Annotated in this window: 17 protein-coding genes; 6 read left to right on the top strand and 11 right to left on the bottom strand. The window is 72.5% G+C overall.

The window, feature by feature from the left end:
- Nucleotides 1-147: 147 nt before the first annotated feature.
- The 3 genes from ACGF13_RS08860 to ACGF13_RS08850 form a co-directional block, all read right to left on the bottom strand.
- A complete protein-coding gene (locus tag ACGF13_RS08860; protein ID WP_392870665.1) occupies nt 148-1,194 on the bottom strand; it encodes a carboxymuconolactone decarboxylase family protein in 1,047 nt (348 codons plus the stop codon).
- Nucleotides 1,195-1,256: 62 nt separating this feature from the next.
- The gene (locus tag ACGF13_RS08855; protein WP_392870662.1) at nt 1,257-2,912 is read right to left on the bottom strand and encodes a GMC family oxidoreductase N-terminal domain-containing protein; all 1,656 of its coding nucleotides are present in this window, start codon (nt 2,910-2,912) and stop codon (nt 1,257-1,259) included.
- Nucleotides 2,909-3,439, bottom strand: a complete 531-nt coding sequence (locus tag ACGF13_RS08850) for a DUF5987 family protein (RefSeq protein WP_392870659.1) — start codon at nt 3,437-3,439, stop codon at nt 2,909-2,911. The genes ACGF13_RS08855 and ACGF13_RS08850 overlap by 4 nt, the downstream gene beginning before the upstream one ends.
- Before the next feature lie 450 nt (nt 3,440-3,889).
- On the opposite strand from ACGF13_RS08850, the gene ACGF13_RS08845 reads away from it, so the two are divergent.
- A complete protein-coding gene (locus ACGF13_RS08845) occupies nt 3,890-4,669 on the top strand; it encodes a helix-turn-helix transcriptional regulator (RefSeq protein ID WP_392870656.1) in 780 nt (259 codons plus the stop codon).
- Between the two features lie 137 nt (nt 4,670-4,806).
- Here the strand turns inward: ACGF13_RS08845 and ACGF13_RS08840 are convergent, their stop codons facing one another.
- From ACGF13_RS08840 to ACGF13_RS08830, 3 genes are all read right to left on the bottom strand, one after another.
- Complete coding sequence (locus ACGF13_RS08840) at nt 4,807-6,165, bottom strand: cytochrome P450 (RefSeq protein ID WP_392870653.1); 1,359 nt, start codon at nt 6,163-6,165, stop codon at nt 4,807-4,809.
- Nucleotides 6,166-6,167: 2 nt separating this feature from the next.
- The gene (locus ACGF13_RS08835; RefSeq protein WP_392870650.1) at nt 6,168-7,142 is read right to left on the bottom strand and encodes a DUF1702 family protein; all 975 of its coding nucleotides are present in this window, start codon (nt 7,140-7,142) and stop codon (nt 6,168-6,170) included.
- A gap of 70 nt (nt 7,143-7,212) precedes the next feature.
- The gene (locus tag ACGF13_RS08830; protein ID WP_392870647.1) at nt 7,213-8,190 is read right to left on the bottom strand and encodes a DUF1702 family protein; all 978 of its coding nucleotides are present in this window, start codon (nt 8,188-8,190) and stop codon (nt 7,213-7,215) included.
- Nucleotides 8,191-8,439: 249 nt separating this feature from the next.
- On the opposite strand from ACGF13_RS08830, the gene ACGF13_RS08825 reads away from it, so the two are divergent.
- Nucleotides 8,440-9,165 carry a maleylpyruvate isomerase family mycothiol-dependent enzyme gene (locus ACGF13_RS08825; protein ID WP_392870644.1) on the top strand — a complete coding sequence of 242 codons (726 nt, stop codon included), beginning with the start codon at nt 8,440-8,442 and terminating at the stop codon, nt 9,163-9,165.
- 76 nt (nt 9,166-9,241) lie between these two features.
- Here ACGF13_RS08825 and ACGF13_RS08820 read toward each other — a convergent pair whose 3' ends face one another.
- The 4 genes from ACGF13_RS08820 to ACGF13_RS08805 all read right to left on the bottom strand — a co-directional run bounded on the left by ACGF13_RS08820 (nt 9,242) and on the right by ACGF13_RS08805 (nt 15,294).
- Nucleotides 9,242-10,249 (bottom strand): enediyne biosynthesis protein, encoded by a 1,008-nt coding sequence (locus ACGF13_RS08820; protein ID WP_392870641.1) that lies wholly within the window; start codon nt 10,247-10,249, stop codon nt 9,242-9,244.
- Complete coding sequence (locus ACGF13_RS08815; protein WP_392871642.1) at nt 10,246-12,183, bottom strand: FG-GAP repeat domain-containing protein; 1,938 nt, start codon at nt 12,181-12,183, stop codon at nt 10,246-10,248. Before ACGF13_RS08815 ends, ACGF13_RS08820 begins: the two co-directional genes overlap by 4 nt.
- Before the next feature lie 450 nt (nt 12,184-12,633).
- A complete protein-coding gene (locus tag ACGF13_RS08810; protein ID WP_392870638.1) occupies nt 12,634-14,010 on the bottom strand; it encodes an FAD-binding oxidoreductase in 1,377 nt (458 codons plus the stop codon).
- Nucleotides 14,011-14,052: 42 nt separating this feature from the next.
- On the bottom strand, nt 14,053-15,294 hold the full coding sequence (locus ACGF13_RS08805) for an acyl-CoA dehydrogenase family protein (protein WP_392870636.1): 1,242 nt from the start codon (nt 15,292-15,294) through the stop codon (nt 14,053-14,055).
- 193 nt (nt 15,295-15,487) lie between these two features.
- On the opposite strand from ACGF13_RS08805, the gene ACGF13_RS08800 reads away from it, so the two are divergent.
- Nucleotides 15,488-16,876, top strand: a complete 1,389-nt coding sequence (locus ACGF13_RS08800) for a condensation domain-containing protein (RefSeq protein ID WP_392870634.1) — start codon at nt 15,488-15,490, stop codon at nt 16,874-16,876.
- 63 nt (nt 16,877-16,939) lie between these two features.
- Here ACGF13_RS08800 and ACGF13_RS08795 read toward each other — a convergent pair whose 3' ends face one another.
- On the bottom strand, nt 16,940-18,277 hold the full coding sequence (locus tag ACGF13_RS08795; RefSeq protein WP_392870631.1) for an extracellular solute-binding protein: 1,338 nt from the start codon (nt 18,275-18,277) through the stop codon (nt 16,940-16,942).
- A gap of 200 nt (nt 18,278-18,477) precedes the next feature.
- Between ACGF13_RS08795 and ACGF13_RS08790 the strand changes: the two genes are divergently transcribed.
- From ACGF13_RS08790 to ACGF13_RS08780, 3 genes are read left to right on the top strand one after another with little or no spacing between them, the layout of a single operon-like run.
- Nucleotides 18,478-20,052 (top strand): 4-hydroxyphenylacetate 3-hydroxylase family protein, encoded by a 1,575-nt coding sequence (locus ACGF13_RS08790; RefSeq protein WP_392870628.1) that lies wholly within the window; start codon nt 18,478-18,480, stop codon nt 20,050-20,052.
- Nucleotides 20,053-20,101: 49 nt separating this feature from the next.
- Nucleotides 20,102-21,856, top strand: coding sequence for an amino acid adenylation domain-containing protein (locus tag ACGF13_RS08785; RefSeq protein ID WP_392870625.1), 1,755 nt, complete (start codon nt 20,102-20,104; stop codon nt 21,854-21,856).
- Nucleotides 21,853-22,074: an MbtH family protein gene (locus tag ACGF13_RS08780; protein ID WP_392870622.1), complete on the top strand. Its 222-nt coding sequence runs from the start codon at nt 21,853-21,855 to the stop codon at nt 22,072-22,074. The genes ACGF13_RS08785 and ACGF13_RS08780 overlap by 4 nt, the downstream gene beginning before the upstream one ends.
- Nucleotides 22,075-22,085: the final 11 nt, after the last annotated feature.

Raw genomic sequence — 22,085 nt, 5'->3', positions numbered from 1 at the left:
ATTCCACGCCGCCGCTATTCGATAACGGCGTCATTTTCCGGGGGCCGGCCGGGGGCTTCCCCGGGGGCCGGCCGGGGCCTTGGCCGGGAACGCGCCGAGGCTCCCGCCGGTCGGCGGGAGCCTCGGGTGTGCGGGCCGTGCGCGGCGTCAGCCGGCGGCCGTGGGAACGCGGTCGGCGAGCCGGGCGCCCAGCTCCCGGGCCGCCGTCAGGGCGGCCCAGGAGGTGAGCTCGATCAGCGCGGCGTCGCCGGGCCGGCCGCGCCGGAACTCGGCGACCAGGCCGTCGTCGACCTGGTACGAGGCCTCGGCGGTCAGCAGGGCCAGCCGGCCCGCCGGACGCTCGTCCCCGGGCAGGGCCGCCACGGCGTCCTCGACCCAGCCGCGGCTGATCCCCGGCGGCCGGCCGTCCCAGTCGGCCAGCCGGTCGGCCAGCAGGGCGCGGACGCCGTCCGGCACCGACCTGGCCCCCGCCGCGTCGATCGCGGCGGCCGCCCGGGCGAAGGCGCCGGCCACGCTGGGGGTGCCCGCCGCCCAGCGCAGGTCCTGCGGCAGCGGCGCGGAGGGCAGCAGGTCGAGCGAGGTCCCGGCCGGCGGGGCGACGCGCGCGCTGCGGCGCATCAGTCGGCCGAGGACCGCCCTCGCCGCCGATCTCGCGGCCGCCGGGAGTCCGGTCGGCAGCGGGCTCGGCGCGAGGAACAGGTTGACCATGCGGTTGAGGTAGTGGAAGGTGACCGCCACCCCGACCAGTTCGGGCGCCGCCTGGGCGGAGAACGGCGGCGGCGCGCCCTGGTCCCGGTCCGCCCGGAACCAGTCCGCCGACGCCTCGACGGCCGCCCGGGCGCTGCCCGGGGCGGACGCCCCGGGCAGCAGCGCGGCCAGCGTCGTCCCGTGCACCTCCACGCAGTACGGGCAGGAGTTGGCGGCCGAGACCGCCGCGGCCACCGCCTCCTTGGTCGCGCGGTCGGCCCGTCCGCCGGCGACCAGGGTCTCCCGCAGCATCACCCAGGAGGCGGCGAGCACCGCCGGCGAGGCGGCGTGCAGGCCGATCGGCGGTGCCAGCATGCCGAACTCCCGCTCGACCTCGGCGAAGACGCCGGCCACCTCCTTCCCCGCGTCGGCCGGCCGCACCGGGGCGACCCGGTGGACCTGCGCCATGGACCTGCGCAGGGCCGGCCGCAGGAACGGCGTCGTCATGTGCGTCCTCCTCCAAGCTCGGTCTGGAAGCCCGGTCCGGAAGCCCGGTCGGGCGCCTGGCGCTACCGGCGCATCAGGCCGGGCAGCTGCACCTGCACGCCGCGCCGGCCGTTGGTGGCGCCGTCCGGCGCGGGCGCGCCGTACTTGACGTTCACGCCGCGCTGCTGCGCGGCGGCCACGATGCCCGGGATCGCGCGCTCGGCGAGCGCCGAGATGGTCAGCGCGGGGTTGACCGTGAGCGCCCCCGGGACGGCGGAGCCGTCGGTGACGAAGATGCCCGGGTGGTTGCGCAGTTCCTGCCGGTCGTCGAGCGCCGAGGTCTGCGGGTCGTCACCGATCCGGCAGGACGCCAGCGGGTGCACCGTGTAGGCGCCCACCAGGTCGTTGGTCCACGGCATGACGCGGGCGAGTCCGTCGCGCTCCAGGATGTCCTTCACCACGGCGTCCGAATCGGCCCAGGCGCGCAGGGTGTTGGCGGTCGGCCGGTACGAGATCGACCCGCGCCCGAGCATCTGCTGGGAGATCCGCTGCGCGTTGCCGGTGGGCGGCGGCGGGCCGAAGACGCCCTCGTTGTCGTCCTCGATCATGGTGAAGATTGTCAGCCAGGACTGCCACTGCCGGACCAGTTCCTTCTTCTCCACACCGAACCAGCTGGGCCCGCTCGCGTCGGGCACCTGCGCCAGGATGGTGCCGAACCCCGGCGGGAAGTAGAGCTGTTCCAGGGAGAACCGGGAGTGCTCCGGCAGCGAGCCGTCGAGGTTGTCCCAGCTCGCCACGACCGGGCCCTTGCCGATCTGGTTGGCCCGGAACGCCGGGCCGTCGGAGCGCTTGAGCCCCAGCAGGTCGCGGGCCTTGTCCTCGTCGACGATGGCCGTGTTGAGGCGCTCCCCGTTGCCGGAGAAGTAACGGCCCACGGCGTGCGGCATCTCGCCCAGGGCCGCCTCGGAGCGCTGGAGGATCACCGGGGTGGCGCCGGCGCCGGCGGCGAGCACGACGATCTTCGCGTCGATCGTGCCGCTGCCGACGTGCACCCGGTAGTCCTCGTCGTCGACGACGCTGTAGTGCACCCGGTAGCCGCCGTCGTCCGTCCGGGTCAGCTGCTGCACCTCGTGCAGCGGCCGGATCTCGGCGCCGTGCGCGAGGGCCGCCGGCAGGTAGTTCAGCAGCAGGGAGCGCTTGGCGTCGAAGCGGCAACCGGACATCATCCAGTTGCAGTTGGTGCACTTCGCCCGGTCGATGGCGGCCGGGACGGGGTTGGCGGTGCGCCCCGCGTGCTCGCAGGCCGCGGCGAACAGCCCGCCCGAGTAGGTGACGTCGTTCCAGTCCTGCTGCGTGATGGGCAGCGCCTCGGCCACCCGGTCGTACCAGGGGTCGAGGACGTCCCGGTCGATGGCGGCCGGCCACATCCGCCGGCCGATGCTGCCGCGGCGCTCGAAGACGAACCGCGGCGCGCGCGGCATCGCGGCGAAGTACACCACGCTGCCGCCCCCGACGCAGTTGCCGCCGAGCAGGCTCATCCCGTCGCCGACCACGAAGTCGAAGATCCGGGTGTACGAGGAGCCGAGCTGGAAGTCGTGGTCGAAGTCGTCGGCCTTCAGCCAGGGGCCGCGCTCCAGGATGGTGACCTTGGCGCCGCCGGCCGCCAGGTGGTACGCCGCGATCGCGCCGCCGAAGCCGCTGCCCACGATCAGGACGTCGGTGCTCTCGGTGCTTGTCATGCGGGACTCCCTGAAGACGTGGTGTCCGGGTGGGGTTCGGCCAGCTGCTTGCCGTACGAGAAGTCGGGGAACCGCCACAGGCCGTCCTCGTCCGGCTTCATGAACCCCATCGCCGTGAGGCCCGGGTGGCCCGCCGCGAGCGCGTCCGCGGTGGGCATGTGGGCGGCGGTGTCGAAGGCCATGTTGGCGAACAGCGCCAGCAGGACCCACAGTTCACGTTCCTGGTGTTCCGTCCCGGTCAGTTCCTGCACCAGGCTGGTCCGGTCCGCGAACGGCAGCGCGACGAACGGCGGCACCGAGTCGTCGAGCCGCAGGCCGTGGTCGTCCGCGTACGCGCTCGCGTGGCGGTTCAGGGCCTGCTCGTAGTCGTCCAGGGCGTCCGACAGTCCGGTCGCCGGCGTCTCCAGCAGCTCGATGGCGCCCGCCTGGACGGCGCCGCCGCCGGTCGAGGCGCCGGCCACCGCCCGGTCGTCGGGGGAACGCTTCTCGCCCGGGACGATCGTGTCCGCGAACGCTTCGAGCGTCATGGTCCGGTAATCGTGTCGATCCGAGGTAGGCGAGCCCACCGGCATCTCCTCAGGGGCTTGTCGAAAAGCGGGCCCGGCACGCACCGGCCGATCCCGATTCGCATACGCGACAGTGGCATCGTGCGCGCAATACGCCCCCGCAAGCATCTCCTGTGTTGCTGATGGCCTCCGGGGCCGTTCAAACATGAATTCCGGGACAACTCACCGGACGGTCATGCCGAGGGCACGTGCCACCGGACCATTGCGTCTGTCATGTGCCTGCTGCTACGGTCGTCACTTGCTATGGCCGGCGACACTTTTCAGCTTCGCCTTTTCCGAAGGGGGCCTCCCTTCGCTTGCCTGGCACCTCGACAGTCGGCCTGTCAGCGCGGCCGCGACTTTCGTTCCCGATCATCGCAAGGGTGGAATCTCTGTTCATCCGCAGGTGCGGCGGAGAAGCTGGAGTCAATCATGACAACTGCCATCGAGCAAGCTGTTTCCCGGGCCATCGAGACCATGCACGAGAACATCGGCGAGCTGCTGACCATAGACGACATGGCGCAGGCCGCCATGTACAGCAAATTCCACTTCTCCCGTGAATTCCAGCGAATGACCGGGGTTTCGCCGAGGCGATTCCTCTCCGCCATCCGCCTCGAAACGGCCAAGCGCCTCCTCATCGAAACGTCGTTCACGGTGACCGAGATCAGCCACCGCGTCGGGTACAACAGCGTCGGTACCTTCAGCTCACGGTTCGCCAGCAGCGTCGGCGTCCCCCCCACCGTCTACCGCCAGCTCGGGGGTTTCACTCCCCGGATCGAGGTCGACCCGCGCGGCCTGTCCCGGAGCACGGAACTCTCGACCTTCCGCGGCGAGATCCGGGCCCCCATCGCGGGGGACCTCGGCCGGGTGTACGTCGGGCTGTTCCCGACCCGCGTCCCCGAAGGGCGACCCGCCGCGTGTACCGTCCTCCCCCGCCCCGGCGTCTTCTTATTCGACCAGGTGCCGGCCGGCACCTGGTTCCTGCTGGCGCACTCCGTCCCGGCCGCGTTCGACGAGGTACTGACGGGCGACCGCCCGGTCTCGGTGGGATCGGTCGGACCGATCGAGGTGCGGCCGGACGTGCCGCTGCTGCCGATCGAGCTCCGCCTGCGCCAGGCCCGGGTCCTCGACCCGCCGGTGCTGCTGGCCCTGCTGGACGCCCGGGCGGTGGCACTGACCGCGCGGGCCGCCCCGATCACCGACACCGCCTGATCCCGCGGCCCCGGGCCCGGCTTCGAACCCGCGTCCGCGGAGCGTTCGGAGCCGGGCCCGAAGCCCACACAGGAGCCCCCGCGACGATCCCCGGAGGGACGGTCGCGGGGGCTTCGCCGTGCGGCCCCGGGGCCCGGTCAGCCGGCCGGGTGCACCGTCATCGGCAGGCCGCCGCCCACCCGCAGCGACAGCATCGGCTCGGCCACCACCCGGTGGCCCGGCACCTTCCTCAGCCGCAGCTCCCGAGCGACCATGGCGATCGTGAACGTCGCCTCCAGCAGCCCGAGATGGTTGCCGATGCAGAAGCGCGGCCCCGCCCCGAACGGGATGTAGGCGTAGCGCGGCCGGTCGACCGCCCGGTCCCGGTCGAAGCGCTCCGGGTCGAACTGCTCCGGGGCGTCCCAGAACCGGGGGTGGCGGTGCAGGGTGTACGGGCAGATCAGCACGTCGGCGCCGGCCGGGACGTGGTACCCGCCGACCTCGTCGTCCGCCTGGGCCTGCCGCGGCAGGATCCACACCGGCGGGTAGAGCCGCATGACCTCCTCCACCACCATCGAGGTGTACCGCAGGCGGTGCAGGTCCTCGAACTCGGGCAGGCGGTCGCCCAGCACCTCGACGGCCTCGGCGTGCAGCCGGTCCATCACCTCGGGGTGCCGGTCGGCCAGGTAGAAGGTCCAGCCGAGGGTGCTCGCCGTGGTCTCGTGGCCGGCCAGCAGCAGCGTGACCAGCTCGTCGCGCATCCGCTGCCGGGCGACGGCTCGGTCGGGCTCCTGCCGGGTGGCGACGATCAGGCGGGACAGCGCGTCCTCCCCCTCGATCCGGGCGCCGTCGCGGGAGACCCGCTCCGCCACCAGCCGGTCGACCACCCCCTGCAGGTCCTGCCGGGCGCGGCGGAAGCGGAGCTGCTTGGACAGCGGCACCCAGCCGGGCACCATGCCCATGGTGACCATGTCGAACATCGCCTGGTCCTGCACGGCCTCGAAGTCGTGCCCGACCGCCTCGAAGGCGCTGAGGTCGACGTCGAGCAGCGTGCGGCCGAGCACCCCGAGGGTGAGCGCCGTCATCTCCTTGACCACGTCGACCGGTCCGCCGCCCTCGTGCGCCCGCAGCCGGCCGACCAGCTTGGCCGCCTCCTCCGCGACGGCACCGGCCTGCTGGACGATCCGCTTGTGCTGGAAGGCGGGCTGGATCTGCCGGCGCTGCTTGCGCCAGAGCTCCCCCTCGCTGGTCAACAGGCCGTTGCCGAGGGCGCGTCGGGCCTGGGCCAGGCCGATCCCCTTGTGGTAGTTGGCCGCGTTGTCCGCGAGCACGTGCTTGGCGTGGTCGGGGTGGTTGAAGAAGTAGAGCGTCTTGGGGCCCATGGAGATCCGGACCGCGTCGCCGTACTCCGCCGCGGCGGCGCGCATCATCTCCAGCCGGTCCCCCACCAGCCTGCGCAGCAGGACGGGGGCGGCCCGGCGCGGCGGGCCCGGCGGGACCTTGCGGGTGGCGGCCACGGCTAGCACCCCCCGACGTTCCGGAAGCGGTCGGCGATGGCCTGGCGCCACAGCTCGAACGCGGGCACCGGGCCCGGCACCGGCTCGGTCGGCCGCAGCTCCTGGGTCACCGCGGCCGCCTCGACGGGCCCCATGCCGCAGAACACCCGGGTGGCCAACTCCGTGTGCGGCACCAGCAGTCCGGCCCGGATCCGGGCCTCGGCCGCGAACGCGCTGCCCTGCGCGACGATCGCCCGGTGCTCGCCGGCCCGGTCCCGGAACGCGCACAGTTCGGCCTCGTCCACGCCCCCGGCGTAGGTGGCCGCCAGTCCGGCCCCGCCGTAGAGGTCGGAGCGCCTGGACTCCGGGAACTTCTCGATCATGGTCGCGACCAGGTCCGGGTCGGTGCCGCCGACGAACCACAGGGCCCGGCCGATGCCCTGGTCGATCGCGCGGCCGGCGTACGACGGGGCGTCATGGGCCGGCCAGGGGAACGCCGGGTCCCGGTACTGCCGGTGGACGTACCGGTCGGTGCGGAAGTACGCCTGGTGGAAGCCGTACCCGTCGAGCACCAGCCAGCGCAGCAGCGGGTCGAGCGCGTCGACGTCGGGCCAGCAGAACCTCGGCAGCCGGGCCATCGCCCAGCCGATCCCGACGTACACCATGTAGACGTGGTCGGCGCCGCGGCCCTGGAGGCAGCGGGCCACCGAGCCGCCGCCGGACAGCCGCAGCCCGTCGAGCATGGCGAAGCCCATTCCGGCGCCCTCGTAGGCGAATCCGCGGAACCGGTCCGGGATCTCCTCCAGCGGGTATTCCGCCTCCGCCGGGTTGCGGGCCTCCACGGCGTGCGCGTAGCCCTCCAGGAAGCGCGCGCCGACCGTCTCCAGGAGGTCCTGGGCGGCCGGCGACTTCCGGTGGAAACCACGTGTTTCCATGAGCGTCTCAGAGGTGCTCGGAGTGAGAATTCGACGTCGGAGCGTCCGCCATGCAGTGGACACGCCTTACTCCTCTCAGGTCTTCCGCGGGGCGGCCGATCCGCCCCGCGGCTGCTTCGCACACGCCTGGGCCCTAGTCGCCGAAGTGGGCGCGCACGTTCGCCCGCCACCGTTCGTACGGGGGCGGACCGCCGGCGGCGCCCGGGGCGCGGTCGTCCACCGCGCAGTCGTCGGCCACCTTCGCGGCCGCCTCGACCGACAGGCCGGTCAGGCTCGTCGAGGCGGTCTCGCAGTGCGCGGGGACGAACCCGGCGTACGCGCGCGCCTTGGAGGCGAACACCGAGCCCTGGGCGAGCTGCGCCCGGTGCGGGCCCGCCGCGTCGCACAGCCCGGCCAGGCCGTCGGCCGTGCCGCCGCCGGCGAAGGTCGCGGCCAGTCCCACGCCGCTCCACAGGTCGCCCTGCCGGTCGGCGTCGAACCGCCGCACCGCGTCGGCGACCTGCGCCGGCGAGCCGCCGTGGATGAACCACAGGGCCCGTCCGACGCCCTGGTCGAACGCCCGCGGGAAGTACTCGGGCGCGTCCTGCCACGGGTACGGCTTCGGCCGGCGCTGCTCGTCCACCCAGCGCCGGGTGTGGAAGTAGGCGAGGTCGAAGCCGTAGCCGTCGACGGCCAGCCAGCTCATCGTCGGGTGGTAGGGCGTCCCGGCGAGGTCCGGCAGCACCTTGCGCCACAGCGGCCGCGGCAGCCGCGCCATGGCGAAGCCGATGCCGATGTACGCCAGGAAGATGTGCGGCTGTCCCGGACCGGCCAGCAGGTCCCTGGTGCGGTGGCCCCGGCCCATCGCGTCCAGGACGGTGAAGGCCATGGTGGCGCCCTCGTAGGCGAATCCGCGCTGTTCGGGCTCGACCAGGGCGAGGCGGCGCTCGACCTCCCACTGGCTGCGGGCGTCGATCCCCCACTCGAAGCCGCAGACCACCGCGCGGGGCACCGCCTCCAGCCGTTCGGTGGACTCCGTGGGTGTCACCGGGAACCCGCGCCCGGCGAAGGTCACCGAGGCCAGTGACGGTGTCAGTACCAGTCGGCGCAGCGATCCCAAGGTCGTCGGCACGATCCCTCCCAGGCTCACATCGGGAATTGACGGCTCCTCCATGCTCCTGACGCCACGTCACCGCCCGCATCTCCACGGTTGCGTTTCCGGGGCCGTCTTCGGACCCGCGTCTTCGGGAGTGCTCCGCGTTCCGTCCGTTCGGCCCCGGCCCGGATCCCGGGCGCCACAATGGAACCGGCCCGTACGAGACCGGGTTCCCGGCGTCGTCGGTCCGTCCCCGTCAAGGTCGTCCCACCGAAGGAGAGCCGTATGAGCACGTATCAGCGGAACGCCGAGGCCACGCCCGGGTCGCTCTGGGACCGGGCGCCCGACCACCTCGCCTACCGCGGTTCCCGGGAGAACATCACGGCGCTGCTGGGCGACCGGCCCGGGGTGGCCGGGGTCGCGGTGCCCGCCTGTCCGGACTGGACCGTGCTGGACCTGGTCGGCCACCTGCTGGAGGTCTGCCGGACGGTGGCCGCCGACGCGCCGGGCAACCTGTGGGAGGTCCCGCACGCCGACTCCGGCGACGGCCTGGACGGCCTGCTCGCCGAGTGGGCGCGGCTGGACGCCCCGGTGGAGCGGGTGCTCACCGAGTCCCCCCAACTGCGGCACACCATGCTGATGATGGACGCGTTCACCCACGAGATGGACCTGCGGGCCGCGCTGGGGGCGGAGGTGCTCCCGGACCACCCGTCCTACCCCTCGTCGCTGGACCTGGTCGTCCGGGGCTTCGCCAACGCGGTGCGCACGCTGGGGCTTCCGGCGCTGCGGATCGAGGCGCCGGGGGCCGAGTGGCTGGCCGGCGACGGCGAGCCGGCCGCCGTCCTGCGCGGGCACCGGCACGACCTGCTGCGTTCGCTCACCGGCCGGCGCTCGCTCGACCAGATCGCCGAACTGGCGTGGAGCGACGCGCCGCAGGCCTGGCTGCCCGCGTTCACCTGGGGCCCGTTCCGGCCGCCGGCGCGGCCCGTCGAGGCGGCGGCCGAACGCTAGAACCGGCCCGACGGCGCTGTGGCGCTGCCCGGTCCGGGCAGCGCCACAGCGCCGTCGTGGTGCCACCCTCGGTGCCTCAGGCCGCGACCGCACCGACCTGCTGCGGCTGCGCGGCCGTCCCCTCCGGGGCGCCCGCCCCGGCGGCCTTGGCCTGCCGGGACTTCTGGATCAGGTGCGCGACCCACCACCCGATGCCGCGCAGGGCGCAGACGATGGTGGTGGCGTAGAACAGGGTGTAGACCACGTTGAACACCATCAGCACCCCGTAGACCATGGCGACCGAGGAGCCGAACATGAACTGGGCCTTGGCCTTCATCGGCGTGGTGCCCGGGTCGCTGATCATGTAGTTGGTGAACAGCACGAAGGCGACGCCGGTCATCGCGCCGAGCGCGGAGTACAGCGCGACGTCCCAGATCCAGTGCCGGACGAACGCCTGGATGGCGAACGCGCCGAGCCAGCCGACGATCAGCGGCGTGCGCTTGGTGAGCAGGGCGTTGATCACCGTTCCCGCGGTGGCGATGATCAGCGGGATCATCACGCGGAAGAAGGTGTTCGCGTTCTCGGTGAACTGGTACGGCGGCGAGATGCTGAACCAGGTGCCGAAGCACAGCAGCGACATCGTGATCCCGAAGTTGGACGGGTTCATGTAGTGCCGCATCCGGCCCGCGATCGGCGCCTGCAGGGCGTGCTTGCCGCCGACGCCGATGACCACCCCGAAGAACAACGGCAGCAGCTGGTTGTTGCCGTACGTCAGCATGTTGACCGCCAGCGCCGTGATGTGGGCCGGCAGCAGGAACTCGTAGAGCCCGCGTGCCCCGCGGCCGCGGAAGCGCGGCGCGCGCCGCTGCGCCCAGGCGCTGATCAGCTCGAAGCAGATCTCGCAGGTGTAGGCGGTGACCACCGCGATGAACGGCCAGAGCCAGGGCTGTTCGAAGCCGAGCAGGGTGTAGCCGAAGATGTTGAACACGCTGATGGAGATGGCGAAGTTCCGCAGCGCCAGGTAGCGCGGGTCCTTCGGTTTCGCGGGGGCGGCCGGCGCGGCCGCCGGGGCGCCGCCGGGAACGGGTTGCGCGGTCGCGCTCATCGGTTCGGGACCTCCTGGACGTCGCTGGTCAGCATGAGGGTGTGGGTACCGGTGTCGATCTGCTCGGTCTTCTCGTGCAGCCCGCCGCTCGCGTCCCGCCACATCAGCTTGACGGTGACCGGGCCCTGCTGGGAGCCGAGGCCGAAGCGCACGTCGAAGCTGCGGTAGCCGCCGTGGCCGCCGCCGCCGTCGAGCTGGGAGATCTGGGTGCGGCCGTCCGGGGTCATGACGCACACGGTGGCGTTGTACGCGGGCGCTCCGCTGTTCACCAGGCCCTGGCCCGCCCCGCCCTCGGCGGTCGGCCGGTAGAGCCGCAGGTTCAGCTGGTTGCCCACGCTGGGCGCGGTGTTGGCGTAGAAGGCGGGCGGCCCCCACTGGCGGGCGACGGCGAAGTCCAGCCGGCCGGTCCCGGTGGTGTCGCCGGTGGCGAGACCGCGGGTGGGCGTCGGCACGGCGATGCCCAGCTCGGAGCTGATGTTCACGTACGGGCCGTCGGGGGTCTTGGCGTAGAAGGCGACGGCCTCGTCCCCGGCGATGTCGTCGCCCGGCTGGACGTTGGGCCACATCGCGGGGTTGGAGAGCAGGTCGTCGTTGGTCATGGCCATCTCCTGCAGCCACGGCCAGCGGTTGATGTTCCCCTTCACGAAGCCGGTCGCCTGGAGGACGTTGAGGTCTCCGCTGTTGAGGAAGTCGCCCATCTTGGCGTCCCAGCCCCAGCCGCTCCAGGCCATGCCGTGCTCCTGGGCCTCCTGGGTGAACGGCGCGACGCCGTCGGCGAGTTTGGCCTTCATGTCGGCCTCGTCCTTCGCCTTGTTGATCCAGACGAAGTTGCTCTCCTCCAGGCCCCAGGCGACGGCGATGTTGCTGACCATCATGTCGAAGTTGCCGTTGCGGCCGAGGTCGCCGAAGTCGACGCCCATGCCCTTGAAGGAGCCGTTGCCCAGCACGAAGGACTTGGGGGTGCTCGGTGTGCGCTCGCCCGTGGCCTCGGTGAACCGGATGTGCCCGGGCGTCGACCTGTTGTACATCAGGTGCCCGTGGCCGAAGTCGTTGGCGATGTACATCTCGGGCAGTCCGTCGCCGGTCAGGTCGGCGCCGGAGATCGCCAGCGTCCAGCCGGTCGAGGCGTCGAAGGGGATCGCGCCCTTCTCCTCCACGTACGACACCGTGGGCTCGGGGCCCGAGGTGCTCTGCTGCCAGCGCAGGACGTGGTCGCCGCCGGCGTTCCTGGCGCTGGACAGCGATTCGTTCATCACGACGTTCTTCAGGCCGTTCGGGTCGAGCACGTCGGAGTCGGGGAAGTAGTTGCCGATCACGATCGACGGGCGTCCGCTGCCGTCGAGGTCGGCGACGTAGTCCGCGTCGGTGTTCCAGCGCGGGCCGTGGTACTTCCCGTCCAGCGACTCCGAGGGCACCAGCTCGCGCGGCACGTAGGAGCTCGCGGCCGGGGTCGTGGCGTCCGACCTGGCCATGAACAGGATCGGCGTGCGGCCCCAGTACGTCACCAGGAGGTCCATCCGGCCGTCGCCGTTGAAGTCGCCGGGCGTGCAGCCGGTGGGCGCCATGGTGTCGTCCATCGGCAGCGGCTTGCCGTCCAGCACGAAGGGCGTGAAGCGGTCGGCCGGCCGGGCGGTCGGCGTGTAGGTGACGACCACGCTGTCGGTCCTGGTGTCGACGATGCACATGCTGTCGGCCACGCCGTGCCCGGTGAGGTCGTTGATCGCGATGCTGGCCCCGACCGAGGAGATCCACGAACGGATCTTCTGGTAGGCCGGGTTGACGTTCCGCACGGTCCTCATCGGCCGCTGGTCGTAGCCGGGCGGCATCGCGATGGGCATCTCCTTGAAGCCGTACTGCTTCGCGACCTGTTCCGCCCCGGCCACCGCGACCGAGCTCCGTGCCGCGAAGAACAGCGAGGTGGCCACCAAGATCACCACCAGGCCAGGTACCAGTCTGCGGAATCGTTCACCGTATGTCACCGAATTCCCCTCTCGGCAGATCGTGTACGGCCCTGCTTTTCGCATCGAGTGCACTGACGCGGCCGACTCCGGCGGGAGGAAGAAGTCCCGGGGTCCTGGATCCGCGTTCCCGAATTGCGACGGTGAATCACACTTCACTCGCAGGTCTACCCCACGAGCATGGACGTCGGCCGCCCGCAGGGGCATCTCTCACATTGCTCACCGAACCCATACCGGCTTTGCCGAGACTTTTCCGAGCGGGGGAATCCCGGCGGCGCCGGAAATCGGGAGGCGCGACTTCCCGCCGGCCGGCCGCATTCCGTCACGGCGGGCCGGGGAAACGCCGAAGCGCCCTCCGGAGGTGCTCCGGAGGGCGCTTCGGCGGGTGCGTGCGGTGCGGTGCCGCCGGGCGGCGGCGGGGGCGGGTCAGTAGCGGTTGGAGGACCCGGGCGGGACGTCGTGGCGCAGCCACCCGGCGGGGTCCACCCGGTGGCGCACCCGGTCCAGCCGCGCGACGGCGGCCGCGGACAGGTGCCCCTGCGGCTGCTCCAGCCGCTCGACCAGGGTCGGCGCGGTCCGGCCGGTGTCCCAGGGCGTCAGGGCGGAACGGACCTCGGCGCAGTGCGCCCGGACCGCCGCCGTGGTGACCTGGTCGACGGCCAGCCCGCCGGCCGTGAACGCGAAGGCCCCGTCGAGGTGGCTGAGCGCCCCGCCGTTCGGGTCGGGCACCGCCAGGGCGCCGCCGAGCTGCCGGAGTTCGGCGTTGACCAGCGGGGATCCCGAGCCCTCGCCGAGCACCTTGAGGAAGGTCTCGGCGCCGTCCGGGCCGAGTTCGGAGAGCAGCAGGTGGTCCCCGAGCACCGGCACCGGGTCGGTCGGGTCCATGTGCGTGCGGACCACGGCCGGCGGGGTGGTGGTGCACCAGGTGTCCAGCACCGGCTCGCAGACGGCCCGCAGCGGCCCGAGCAGGTCCGCGGCCTGGCGCTCGGCGGTCGCCAGGCCGTCCTCGGTCGGGCTGAGCACCACGCCGGCCAGGCAGATCACCGGGCCGCCGGTCAGGACCGGCGGGATCTCCGGCACGGCCGGCAGGTTCATCACCCGGAACGCTGTGGTGACGGTCTCGGGCGCGTCCCCGGTCCAGCGCAGCCAGCGGGACAGCAGCTCGGGGCCGTACGCGGCCGGCCAGAAGGCCGCGCCGGTGACCACCCGGGCCGCCGGGAAGAGCGCGAGCTCGACCGCGGTGACGACGCCCAGCCCTCCCCCGCCGCCGCGCAGGGCCCAGAACAGCTCCGGGTCGGCGATCGCCGAGACGCGGCGGAACTCGCCGTCCGGGGTGACGAGTTCGATCGCCCGGACGCTGTTCACGGCGAGCCCGGCCCGGCGGCCGTAGAAGCTGATCCCGCCGCGCAGCAGGTACCCGACCACCCCGACGGTGGGCGACGTGCCGTGCGGCGCGGCCAGCCCGTGCTCGGCGGCGGCCTCGACCACCGCGCCCCAGCGCGTTCCGGCCGGGACGCGGGCGGTGCGGGCCACCGGGTCGACCACGACCGGCCCGGCGGGCTCGGTGCGGATCAGCAGGGCGTCGTCCATCGGCCGGGCCGAGGAGGAGGCGTGCCCTGTGGTGTGCACCCGGACCCACCGCCCCGCGCGGTGGGCGTGCCGCAGCGCCGCCTGGACCTGTTCGACGGTGCGGACGGTCACCGCCGCCGCGGGCCGGACCGGAGCGGCCAGGTTGAACACGGCGGTCGCGGCGGCGTAGGCGCGCTCCCCGGGCAGCGAGACGACCGGATCGGTCTCGGTCATGACACGAACTCCTCGGCTCGACGGGCTACTCGACTCGACGGGCTACTTGACACCGAACCGCGCACGGGCGAGCTCCCGGGTCGTCACCGCGGACAGGAAGACCCCGATCCCGGAGTGGCTGTGCAGGGTGGACAGGTCGCGCCAGACCCGCTCGATCCGCTCGCCCTGCCGCACCGCGCTCGACCCCGCCGTCGGGAACAGCTGCCCCTCCACGGCGTGCCAGCACAGCCGGATCACCTCGCGGCAGATGGTGGCGAGGCGCAGGTCGTGCTCCCGGGTGAAGGCGCCGGGCCCCTGGGCGCAGAGCTCCTGCCACTGGGTGACGGCGTGCAGCACGGCGGCCTCGGCGGTGGCGATCATGCCGGCCGCCTCGCCGTACCAGAACTGGTAGTCCGGGTCCTCGGCGCGGGTGACCACGGGCGGGAAGAGCGTCGTGCGGGACTGCATCAGCTCCCCGTAGGCGTCCAGCGCGCCCTGGGCCATACCCACGGCGAGCGAGGCGACCTCCAGCACCATGAAGCTGAGCGAGCCGCCGCCGTACTCCGGGTTGCCGTGCAGCCGGTAGCCGGGGGTGCCGCCGTCGACGAGGACCTCGCTCATGTGGGTGCGCGGCAGCGTCAGGTGGTCCGGGACCAGACCGTCCTCGATCACGATGCTGTGCGAGCCGCTGCCCTTGAGGCCCAGCTGGCCGCCCCAGTCGTCGAGCCGGCGGAACTCGGAGCGCGGGGCGACGAAGAGCATCGGCGCCGGCGGCTCGCCGTCCTCGCCGGGCACCGGGACGTGCCCCATGAAGTGCGTGGCGTACGGCGAGCCCGAGCAGTAGTTCCAGGTGCCGTCGAGCCGCCAGCCGCCGTCCCGCGCCCGCTCGGCCCGGCCGTTCGGCACGATGGTGGCCGGGCAGATGAAGTCGCCGCCGGCGAAGATCTCGGCCTGCGCCCGCTCGCCGAACAGCGAGGCCGCGGGCAGGGCGTGGGTGGCGCCGAGGCAGTACATCCAGCCGGTCGACGGGCAGCCGCGGGCGAGCGTCATCGCCACCCGCAGGAAGGTGTCGATGCCGAACTCGTAGCCGCCGTACCGCTTGGGGACGAGGATCCGGTAGAAGCCGGCCTCCGCGAACGCCTCGTGGGTGTCCTCGGCGTAGTACGTGCGCTGTTCGGTCTCGGCCTGCCGGGCCACCAGGAGCGGCGCGATGGCCTCGGCCCTGGCGATGACCTCCTTCGGCGTCAGACCGGGTTCGGGCGGCTGCGGCGAGCCGGACCCTGCGGCATTCGTGGCGACCGTCATTGCGGCGCGGCTCCTCTACGGTTGGCGCGGGCGTTCCGCCCGGGGCCGGGCGGACATTTCCCGGCCACTGTCGCCCGCGGCGGGGGCGGGGCGCATCTCCCTGATTGCCAGCACGATCGAAGAACCACGGCGGCGGGGCCGTTGCTACGGTTCCGGGGCGAATTCGCCCCGGAACCAGCGAGAGGAATTCCCCATGATCTCCGATGGAAAGCCGCAGTCGAACGCACCGGAGAGCAGGACGCAGCTCTCCTTCAACCAGGAATTCCTCTGCGGTTTCGACCGCGGCGACGAGGAGGGACCGTTCGGCCCGCACTTCCACATCGTGCACGGCTGGCGCCTGCGCGGAAAGGTCGACGCCGCGACGCTGCAACTGGCCCTGGACGACGTGGTGGTCCGGCACGAGGCCCTGCGCACCGCCATCGTCCGGGGCGAGGGCGAGCGGTACCAGGAGGTCCACCCGCCCACCCCGGTCCCGCTGGAGCTGCGGGAGCTGTCCGGAGCGGACGCCCAGGCCCGCGGGCAGGCGGTGGAGGAGCTGATCACCGAGGTCGAGTCGGGCACCGTCAGCGCGCGTGAACTCCCGCTGCTGAAGGCCACCTTGCTGCGCTTCGACGAGGACGACGCGATCCTGGCGCTGGTCGTCCACCACACCGCGGCCGACGGCTGGTCGGTCCGGCTGATCATCCGCGACCTCGCCGTCCGCTACGCCGAGCGCCGCGGGCACCGCCAGCCCGAGCTGCCGGACGCCCTGCCGTACCGCGAGTTCTCGCAGTGGCAGCGGGAGTTCGCCGAGAACCCGGCGCTGGAGGAGTCGCGCGCGTTCTGGCGGGAGCAGCTGGCCGGCGCCCGGATCCTCTCGGTGCCCACCGACCGGCCGAAGTCCTCCGGCCTGCCGGAGTCCACCGCCGTGTACCGCTTCACCGTCGACGAGGACCTGACCACCCGGGCCGTGGAGATCGGCCGGGCGCTGCGCAGCACCCCGTTCATGGTGCTGATGGGCGCGTTCGCGGTGATGGTCGCGCGCTCCACCGGGACGACCCGGGTGGTGGTGCCGACCTTCTCGCCGGGCCGCGGCGAGGACCGCTTCCACCACACGGTCGGGCCGTTCTTCAACTTCCTCCCGCTGTGCACGGAGCTGGCCGGGGCCCGCGACTTCGCCGAGGTGGTCACCAGGATCCGCACCACCAGCCTGGAGGCGTACGCCCATGACATCCCGTTCGGCCAGATCCTCGCCCAGGCGCCGGAGTTGATGCTGCCGACACTGGAGGACGAGCGGGCTGCCTGCGTCTTCCAGGTCTTCCCGTTCCCGTTCCTGCTGGACGGCGAGCTGATCGGGGACCTGGAGTTCACCGAGGTGCGCCGCCGGCTCACCTCGCAGCCGGTGGGCTCGGACGTGCCCAACGGCGCGCTGTGGACGCTCAACCTGGACCCGGCCGGTGACGTGGTCGCCGGCATCCAGTACAACAGCAACCTCTACGACGAGAGCACCATGGCGGAGCAGGTGGACCGCTTCCGCGAGGTGCTGCGGGAGCTGGTCGGCGCGCCGGACGCGCCGCTGGAGCTCGGTGCCGAGAAGTCCTGAGTACGCCGGGGCCGGCGGTTCCGCTCCGCGCGGAACCGCCGGCCCCTTCATCGTTCGGCCCGCTCAGCCGACCCGGATCGGGCCGCGGGGGCGCAGGCCCCGGTAGGCGTCGTTGTACCCGTCCAGCAGCAGCTGGGCCTCGGCGTTCGCCCGGGCGAAGCGCTCCCGCGGGTCCATGTCGGTGGCCAGGACGTCGTGCATGGCGGTGGTCAGGACGTTCTGGATCGCGGCGAACTCGCCGAGCAGCGCGCCCCGGGCGGCCGGCGAGCCGGAGTTGGCGGCGAGCTGGTCCAGCGCCGTGCGGAAGTGCGGGTTGCGCTCGAACCAGCCCTCCTGCTCCAGCAGTTCGATCGCCCCGCCGGTGACCGGGATGAACCCGGTCTCCCGGTGCCGCTCGGCGGCGGTCCGCGGCGTGTTCAGGTACTGCATGAAGGCCAGGGCGCCGTCCTCGGTCTCCTTGTCCAGCCCGGACGCCAGCCAGAGCGCGTCCCCGCCGATCACGTTGCCCGCGTACGGCACCCGGTCGTTGTACGGCATCCGGCAGGCCCGGGCGACGAAGCCGCCGTCGTGGCCGGCCTGGGCCATCCGGGCCGCCTCGACCGAGGTGGTGAGGACGAAGGCGACCTCCTGGTCGGCGAAGGCACGGAAGTTGCGGTTCCAGTCCACCTCGGTGTTCACCCGGCTCGGGTGGTAGCGGTACAGGCCCGCCCGGTGCAGCCCGCGCCACCACTCGACGTAGGCGAGCATCGCGTCCGAGTCGAGGTACAGCTTCTCGGCGCGGCCGGAGCGGCCGTTGTCCCGGTCGGCGAGCAGCGCGCCCTGCTGGGCCACCGACTGCTGGAACCACCAGCCGTGGTTGGGCCAGGTGATCCCGTGGGCCGGCCCGTCCGGGAGCGCGGTGACGGCCCGACAGGCGGCCTCGATGCCGGCCCAGGTCAGCGGCACCTCGGTGATCCCGGCCCGCTCCAGCAGGGTGGTGTTGGCGTAGAGCAGGGTGGTCGAGGTGAGCGGCGGCATGGCCGCGACCGCGCCGTCGTAGGTGTAGAAGTGCCGGGCGGCGGGTTCGACGTCACCGAGCACGACCGGCTCGCCGAGGATCTCGGTGCGGCCCGCGATCGCCCGCTCGACCGAGGTGAACAGCGGTGAGCCGTCGGGCCGTCGGGCGTCGAGGGCGTCCCGGGTCGAGGTGTAGAAGTACTGCGCGATGGTCGGCGCCTCGCCCTTCAGGGCGGCGTCGTGGATGGTCTGCGGAACCGACAGCCAGTCCGCGCCGGTGACCCGGATCCGGTACTCGGGGTGGTTGGCCGTGAACTTCTCCGCCAACTCCCTGGTCCGGTCTTGGAAGTACGGCATCAACGGGTAGAGCGGCACCACGATGTCGAGGTCGATCCGCTTGCTCATTCCGGAATCCTTCCTGGCAGGCCGGGCAATCCAGATGCTCATGCTCCGGGGGCGGCGGGCCCCGGGCATCTCCGCTCGTGCTGACTCCCAGGCCCCTCGCGGCCCGGTCCGGCGCGAGCGCACGTCGGGAGAAGCGGCCACCCATGCGGAACTGTCAGGCTCGGTTCGTCCGGTGAACTGGCAGCAAGGAGAGGCGTCTGATGGCCGAAGCCCGCGAGACCACCGCCGGAGATGCGCGCGGCAGCCGCCCGCTGACCGGGGCGGAGTACATCGAGAGCCTTCGCGACGACCGGGAGATCTACCTCTACGGCGACCGGGTCAAGGACGTCACCGCCCACCCGGCGTTCCACAACCCGGTCCGGATGACCGCGCGGCTCTACGACGCCCTGCACGATCCGCGACACCGGCCGGTGCTGACCGCGCCGGTCGACAGCGGCGGCGAGGGCTACACCCACCGCTTCTTCACCACCCCGCGCAGCGCGGAGGACCTGGTCGCCGACCAGCAGGCGATCGCCGCCTGGGCGCGGATGAGCTACGGCTGGATGGGCCGCAGCCCCGACTACAAGGCGTCCTTCCTCGGCACCCTGGGCGCGAACGCGGACTTCTACGAGCCGTTCGCGGACAACGCCCGGCGCTGGTACGCCGAGTCGCAGGAGAAGGTGCTGTACTGGAACCACGCGATCGTGCACCCGCCGGTCGACCGCTCCCTGCCGCCGGACCAGGTGAAGGACGTCTTCATCCACGCGGAGAAGGAGACGGACGCCGGTCTGGTGGTGTCCGGCGCGAAGGTGGTCGCCACCGGCTCCGCGCTGACGCACTACAACTTCATCGCGCACTACGGCCTGCCGATCAAGGACCGCACCTTCGCGCTGGTGGCCACCGTGCCGATGGACGCGCCCGGGATGAAGCTGATCTGCCGCCCGTCCTACACCGCGACGGCGGCGGCGATGGGCAGCCCCTTCGACCACCCGCTCTCCTCCCGGCTGGACGAGAACGACACCATCCTGGTGCTCGACAAGGTGCTCATCCCGTGGGAGAACGTCTTCGTCTACGGCCAGCCGGAGAAGATCCGGTTGTTCACCGGGCAGTCCGGCTTCATCGAGCGGTTCACCTTCCACGGCTGCACCCGGCTCGCGGTGAAGCTGGAGTTCATCGCCGGGCTGCTGGCCAAGGCCCTGGACATCACCGGCACCGGCGACTTCCGCGGGGTGCAGAGCCGGCTCGGCGAGGTGCTGGCCTGGCGCAACCTGTTCTGGGGGCTGTCCGACGCGGCCGCCCGCAACCCGGTCGCCTGGCACAACGGCGCGGTGCTGCCCAACTCCCAGTACGGCCTGGCCTACCGGTGGTTCATGCAGACGGGCTACCCGCGGATCAGGGAGATCGTGCTGCAGGACGTGGCCAGCGGGCTGATCTATGTGAACTCCAGCGCCAAGGACTTCGACAACCCGGGGATCCGGCCCTACCTGGACCGGTTCCTGCGCGGCTCCGGCGGTGTCGACGCGGTCGAGCGGGTCAAGGTGATGAAGCTGCTCTGGGACGCCGTCGGCAGCGAGTTCGGCGGCCGCCACGAGCTCTACGAGCGCAACTACGCGGGCAGTCACGAGAACACCCGGATCGAGCTGCTCTTCGCCCAGCTCGCCAACGGCCAGCTGGACGCCTACAAGGGCCTGGTCGACGAGTGCCTGGCGGAGTACGACCTGAACGGGTGGACCGTACCCGATCTGTCCTCCTTCGCCGACCTGAGCGACTCCGTGCACGGGCTGCTCGACAGCTGATCCGGGCGCCGACGACCGGCCGACAACCAATCGATGAGGATCGGAGGGCATGGTGGCTTCCCCTTCCCTTCAGGGGCATTTCACACAACAGGCGCTGCGGACACCGGACGCGATCGCCGTATCGTCCGGTGAAGTCCGGCTCAGCTACCGCGAGTTGGACGAGCGGGCGAACCGGCTGGCGCACCGGCTGCGGGACCTCGGCGTGCGGGCCGAGTCGCCGGTCGCGGTGCTGATGGAGCGCTCCGCGGACCTGGTGGTGGCGGTGCTGGCCGTGCTCAAGGCCGGCGGCTGCTACCTCCCGCTGCACAGCGCCTACCCCCTGGCACGCAAGCAGTGGATCGTGGAGCACTGCGCGGCGCCGGTGCTGCTGACCGACGAGGCGATGCGCGGGCGCGGCCTGCCGGACGTCGCCGAGGTGGTCGTCGTCGAGGGCGAGAAGGGCCTCGCCGACCACCCCGCGACGGACCCGGCCGTCCCGGTCGAGCCGGACGCGCTCGCCTACGTGATCCACACCTCGGGCTCCACCGGGGAGCCGAAGGGCGTCGCGGTCGCGCACCGGGACGCGCTCGGCCTGGCCCTGGACTCGATCTGGTCGCAGGGCCGGCACGAGCGGGTGCTGATGGTGGCGCCGTACGCCTTCAACGTCTCCACCTACGAGTTCTGGGTGCCGCTGCTGCACGGCGGGCGGATCGTGGTGGCCCCGCCGGGCGACCTCGACGTGCACGCCCTGCGCCGGCTGATCGCCGAGGAGCGGATCACCGGCATCCACCTGACCGCGGGCCTGTTCCGGGTGCTCGCCGAGGAGGACCCGGGCTGCCTGGCCGGCGTGCGCGAGGTGCTCACCGGCGGCGACGTCATCGCCCCCTCGGCCGTCCAGCGGGTGCTGGAGCACAACCCCGGCCTGGTGGTGCGGGCGATGTACGGCGCGACCGAGGCCACGCTGTTCAGCACCAGCGCGGCGATGACCGCCCCGTACGTGGCCGACGGCCCGGTGGGCGTCGGCCGGCCGATGGACGACGTCCGGCTGCACGTCCTGGACGCCGAGCTGCGGCCGGTGCCGGCCGGCGGGGTGGGCGAGCTGCACATCGCCGGACGCGGCCTGGCCCGCGGCTACTTCAACCGGCCCGACCTGACCGCCGAACGCTTCGTGGCCAACCCCTTCGACGCGCCGGGCGAGCGGATGTACCGCACCGGGGACCTGGTCCGGGTCGACCGGGACGGTCTGCTGGAGTACCTCGGCCGGGCCAACGACCAGCTCAAGGTGATGGGATTCCGGATCGAGCCCGCCGAGGTGGAGGCGGCGCTGGCGCGCCACCCCGGTCTGGCCCATGTCGCCGTCGTGGCACGGGAGTCGGAGTCCGGGGAGAAGCGCCTGATCGCCTACTACGTCGCGGAGTCCGACGGGGTCGAGGCGGGCGCGCTGCGGGCGCACGCGGTGGCGCAGCTGCCGGCGTACATGGTGCCGACGGCCTTCGTGAGCGTGCCGGCCCTCCCGCTGACCCCCAACGGCAAGCTGGACCGGCGGGCGCTGCCCGAACCGGTGACCGACTCGGCCCGCCGGGCGCCGGCGACCGAGCGCCAGCGGCAGCTGTGCGCGCTGTTCGCCGAGGTGCTCGGGGTGCCGGAGGTCGGCATCGACGACAGCTTCTTCGAGGTGGGCGGCCAGTCCCTGGACGCGATGCGGCTGGTCAGCCGGATCCGGGCGGCGCTGGACGTCCGGCTCACCGTCACCCAGTTCTTCGACGTGCCCTCGGTGGCCGCGCTGGAGAGCCTGCTGGACCGACCGGAAGGAGAGCGGGGATGACCAGTCCCTTCGACGCCGAGGACGGCCGGTTCACCGTCCTGGTCAACGCGCGGGGCCAGTTCTCGCTCTGGCCGGCCGCCGCCGAGGTTCCGGCGGGCTGGACGGCCGAGCACGGCCCGGTCGACCGGATCGCCGCCCTCGCGTACGTGAACGAGCACTGGACCGATCTGAGGCCGAAGAGCCTCACCGGGCGCCCCCTTGGGCAGCCCGACGACTGACGAGGAGTCTG

It is taken from the genome of Kitasatospora sp. NPDC048286 (genome assembly GCF_043201735.1).
Lineage (GTDB): Bacteria > Actinomycetota > Actinomycetes > Streptomycetales > Streptomycetaceae > Kitasatospora.
The sequence above is the reverse complement of the archived record's forward strand: the minus strand, read 5'-3'. Positions and strand labels throughout refer to the sequence as shown.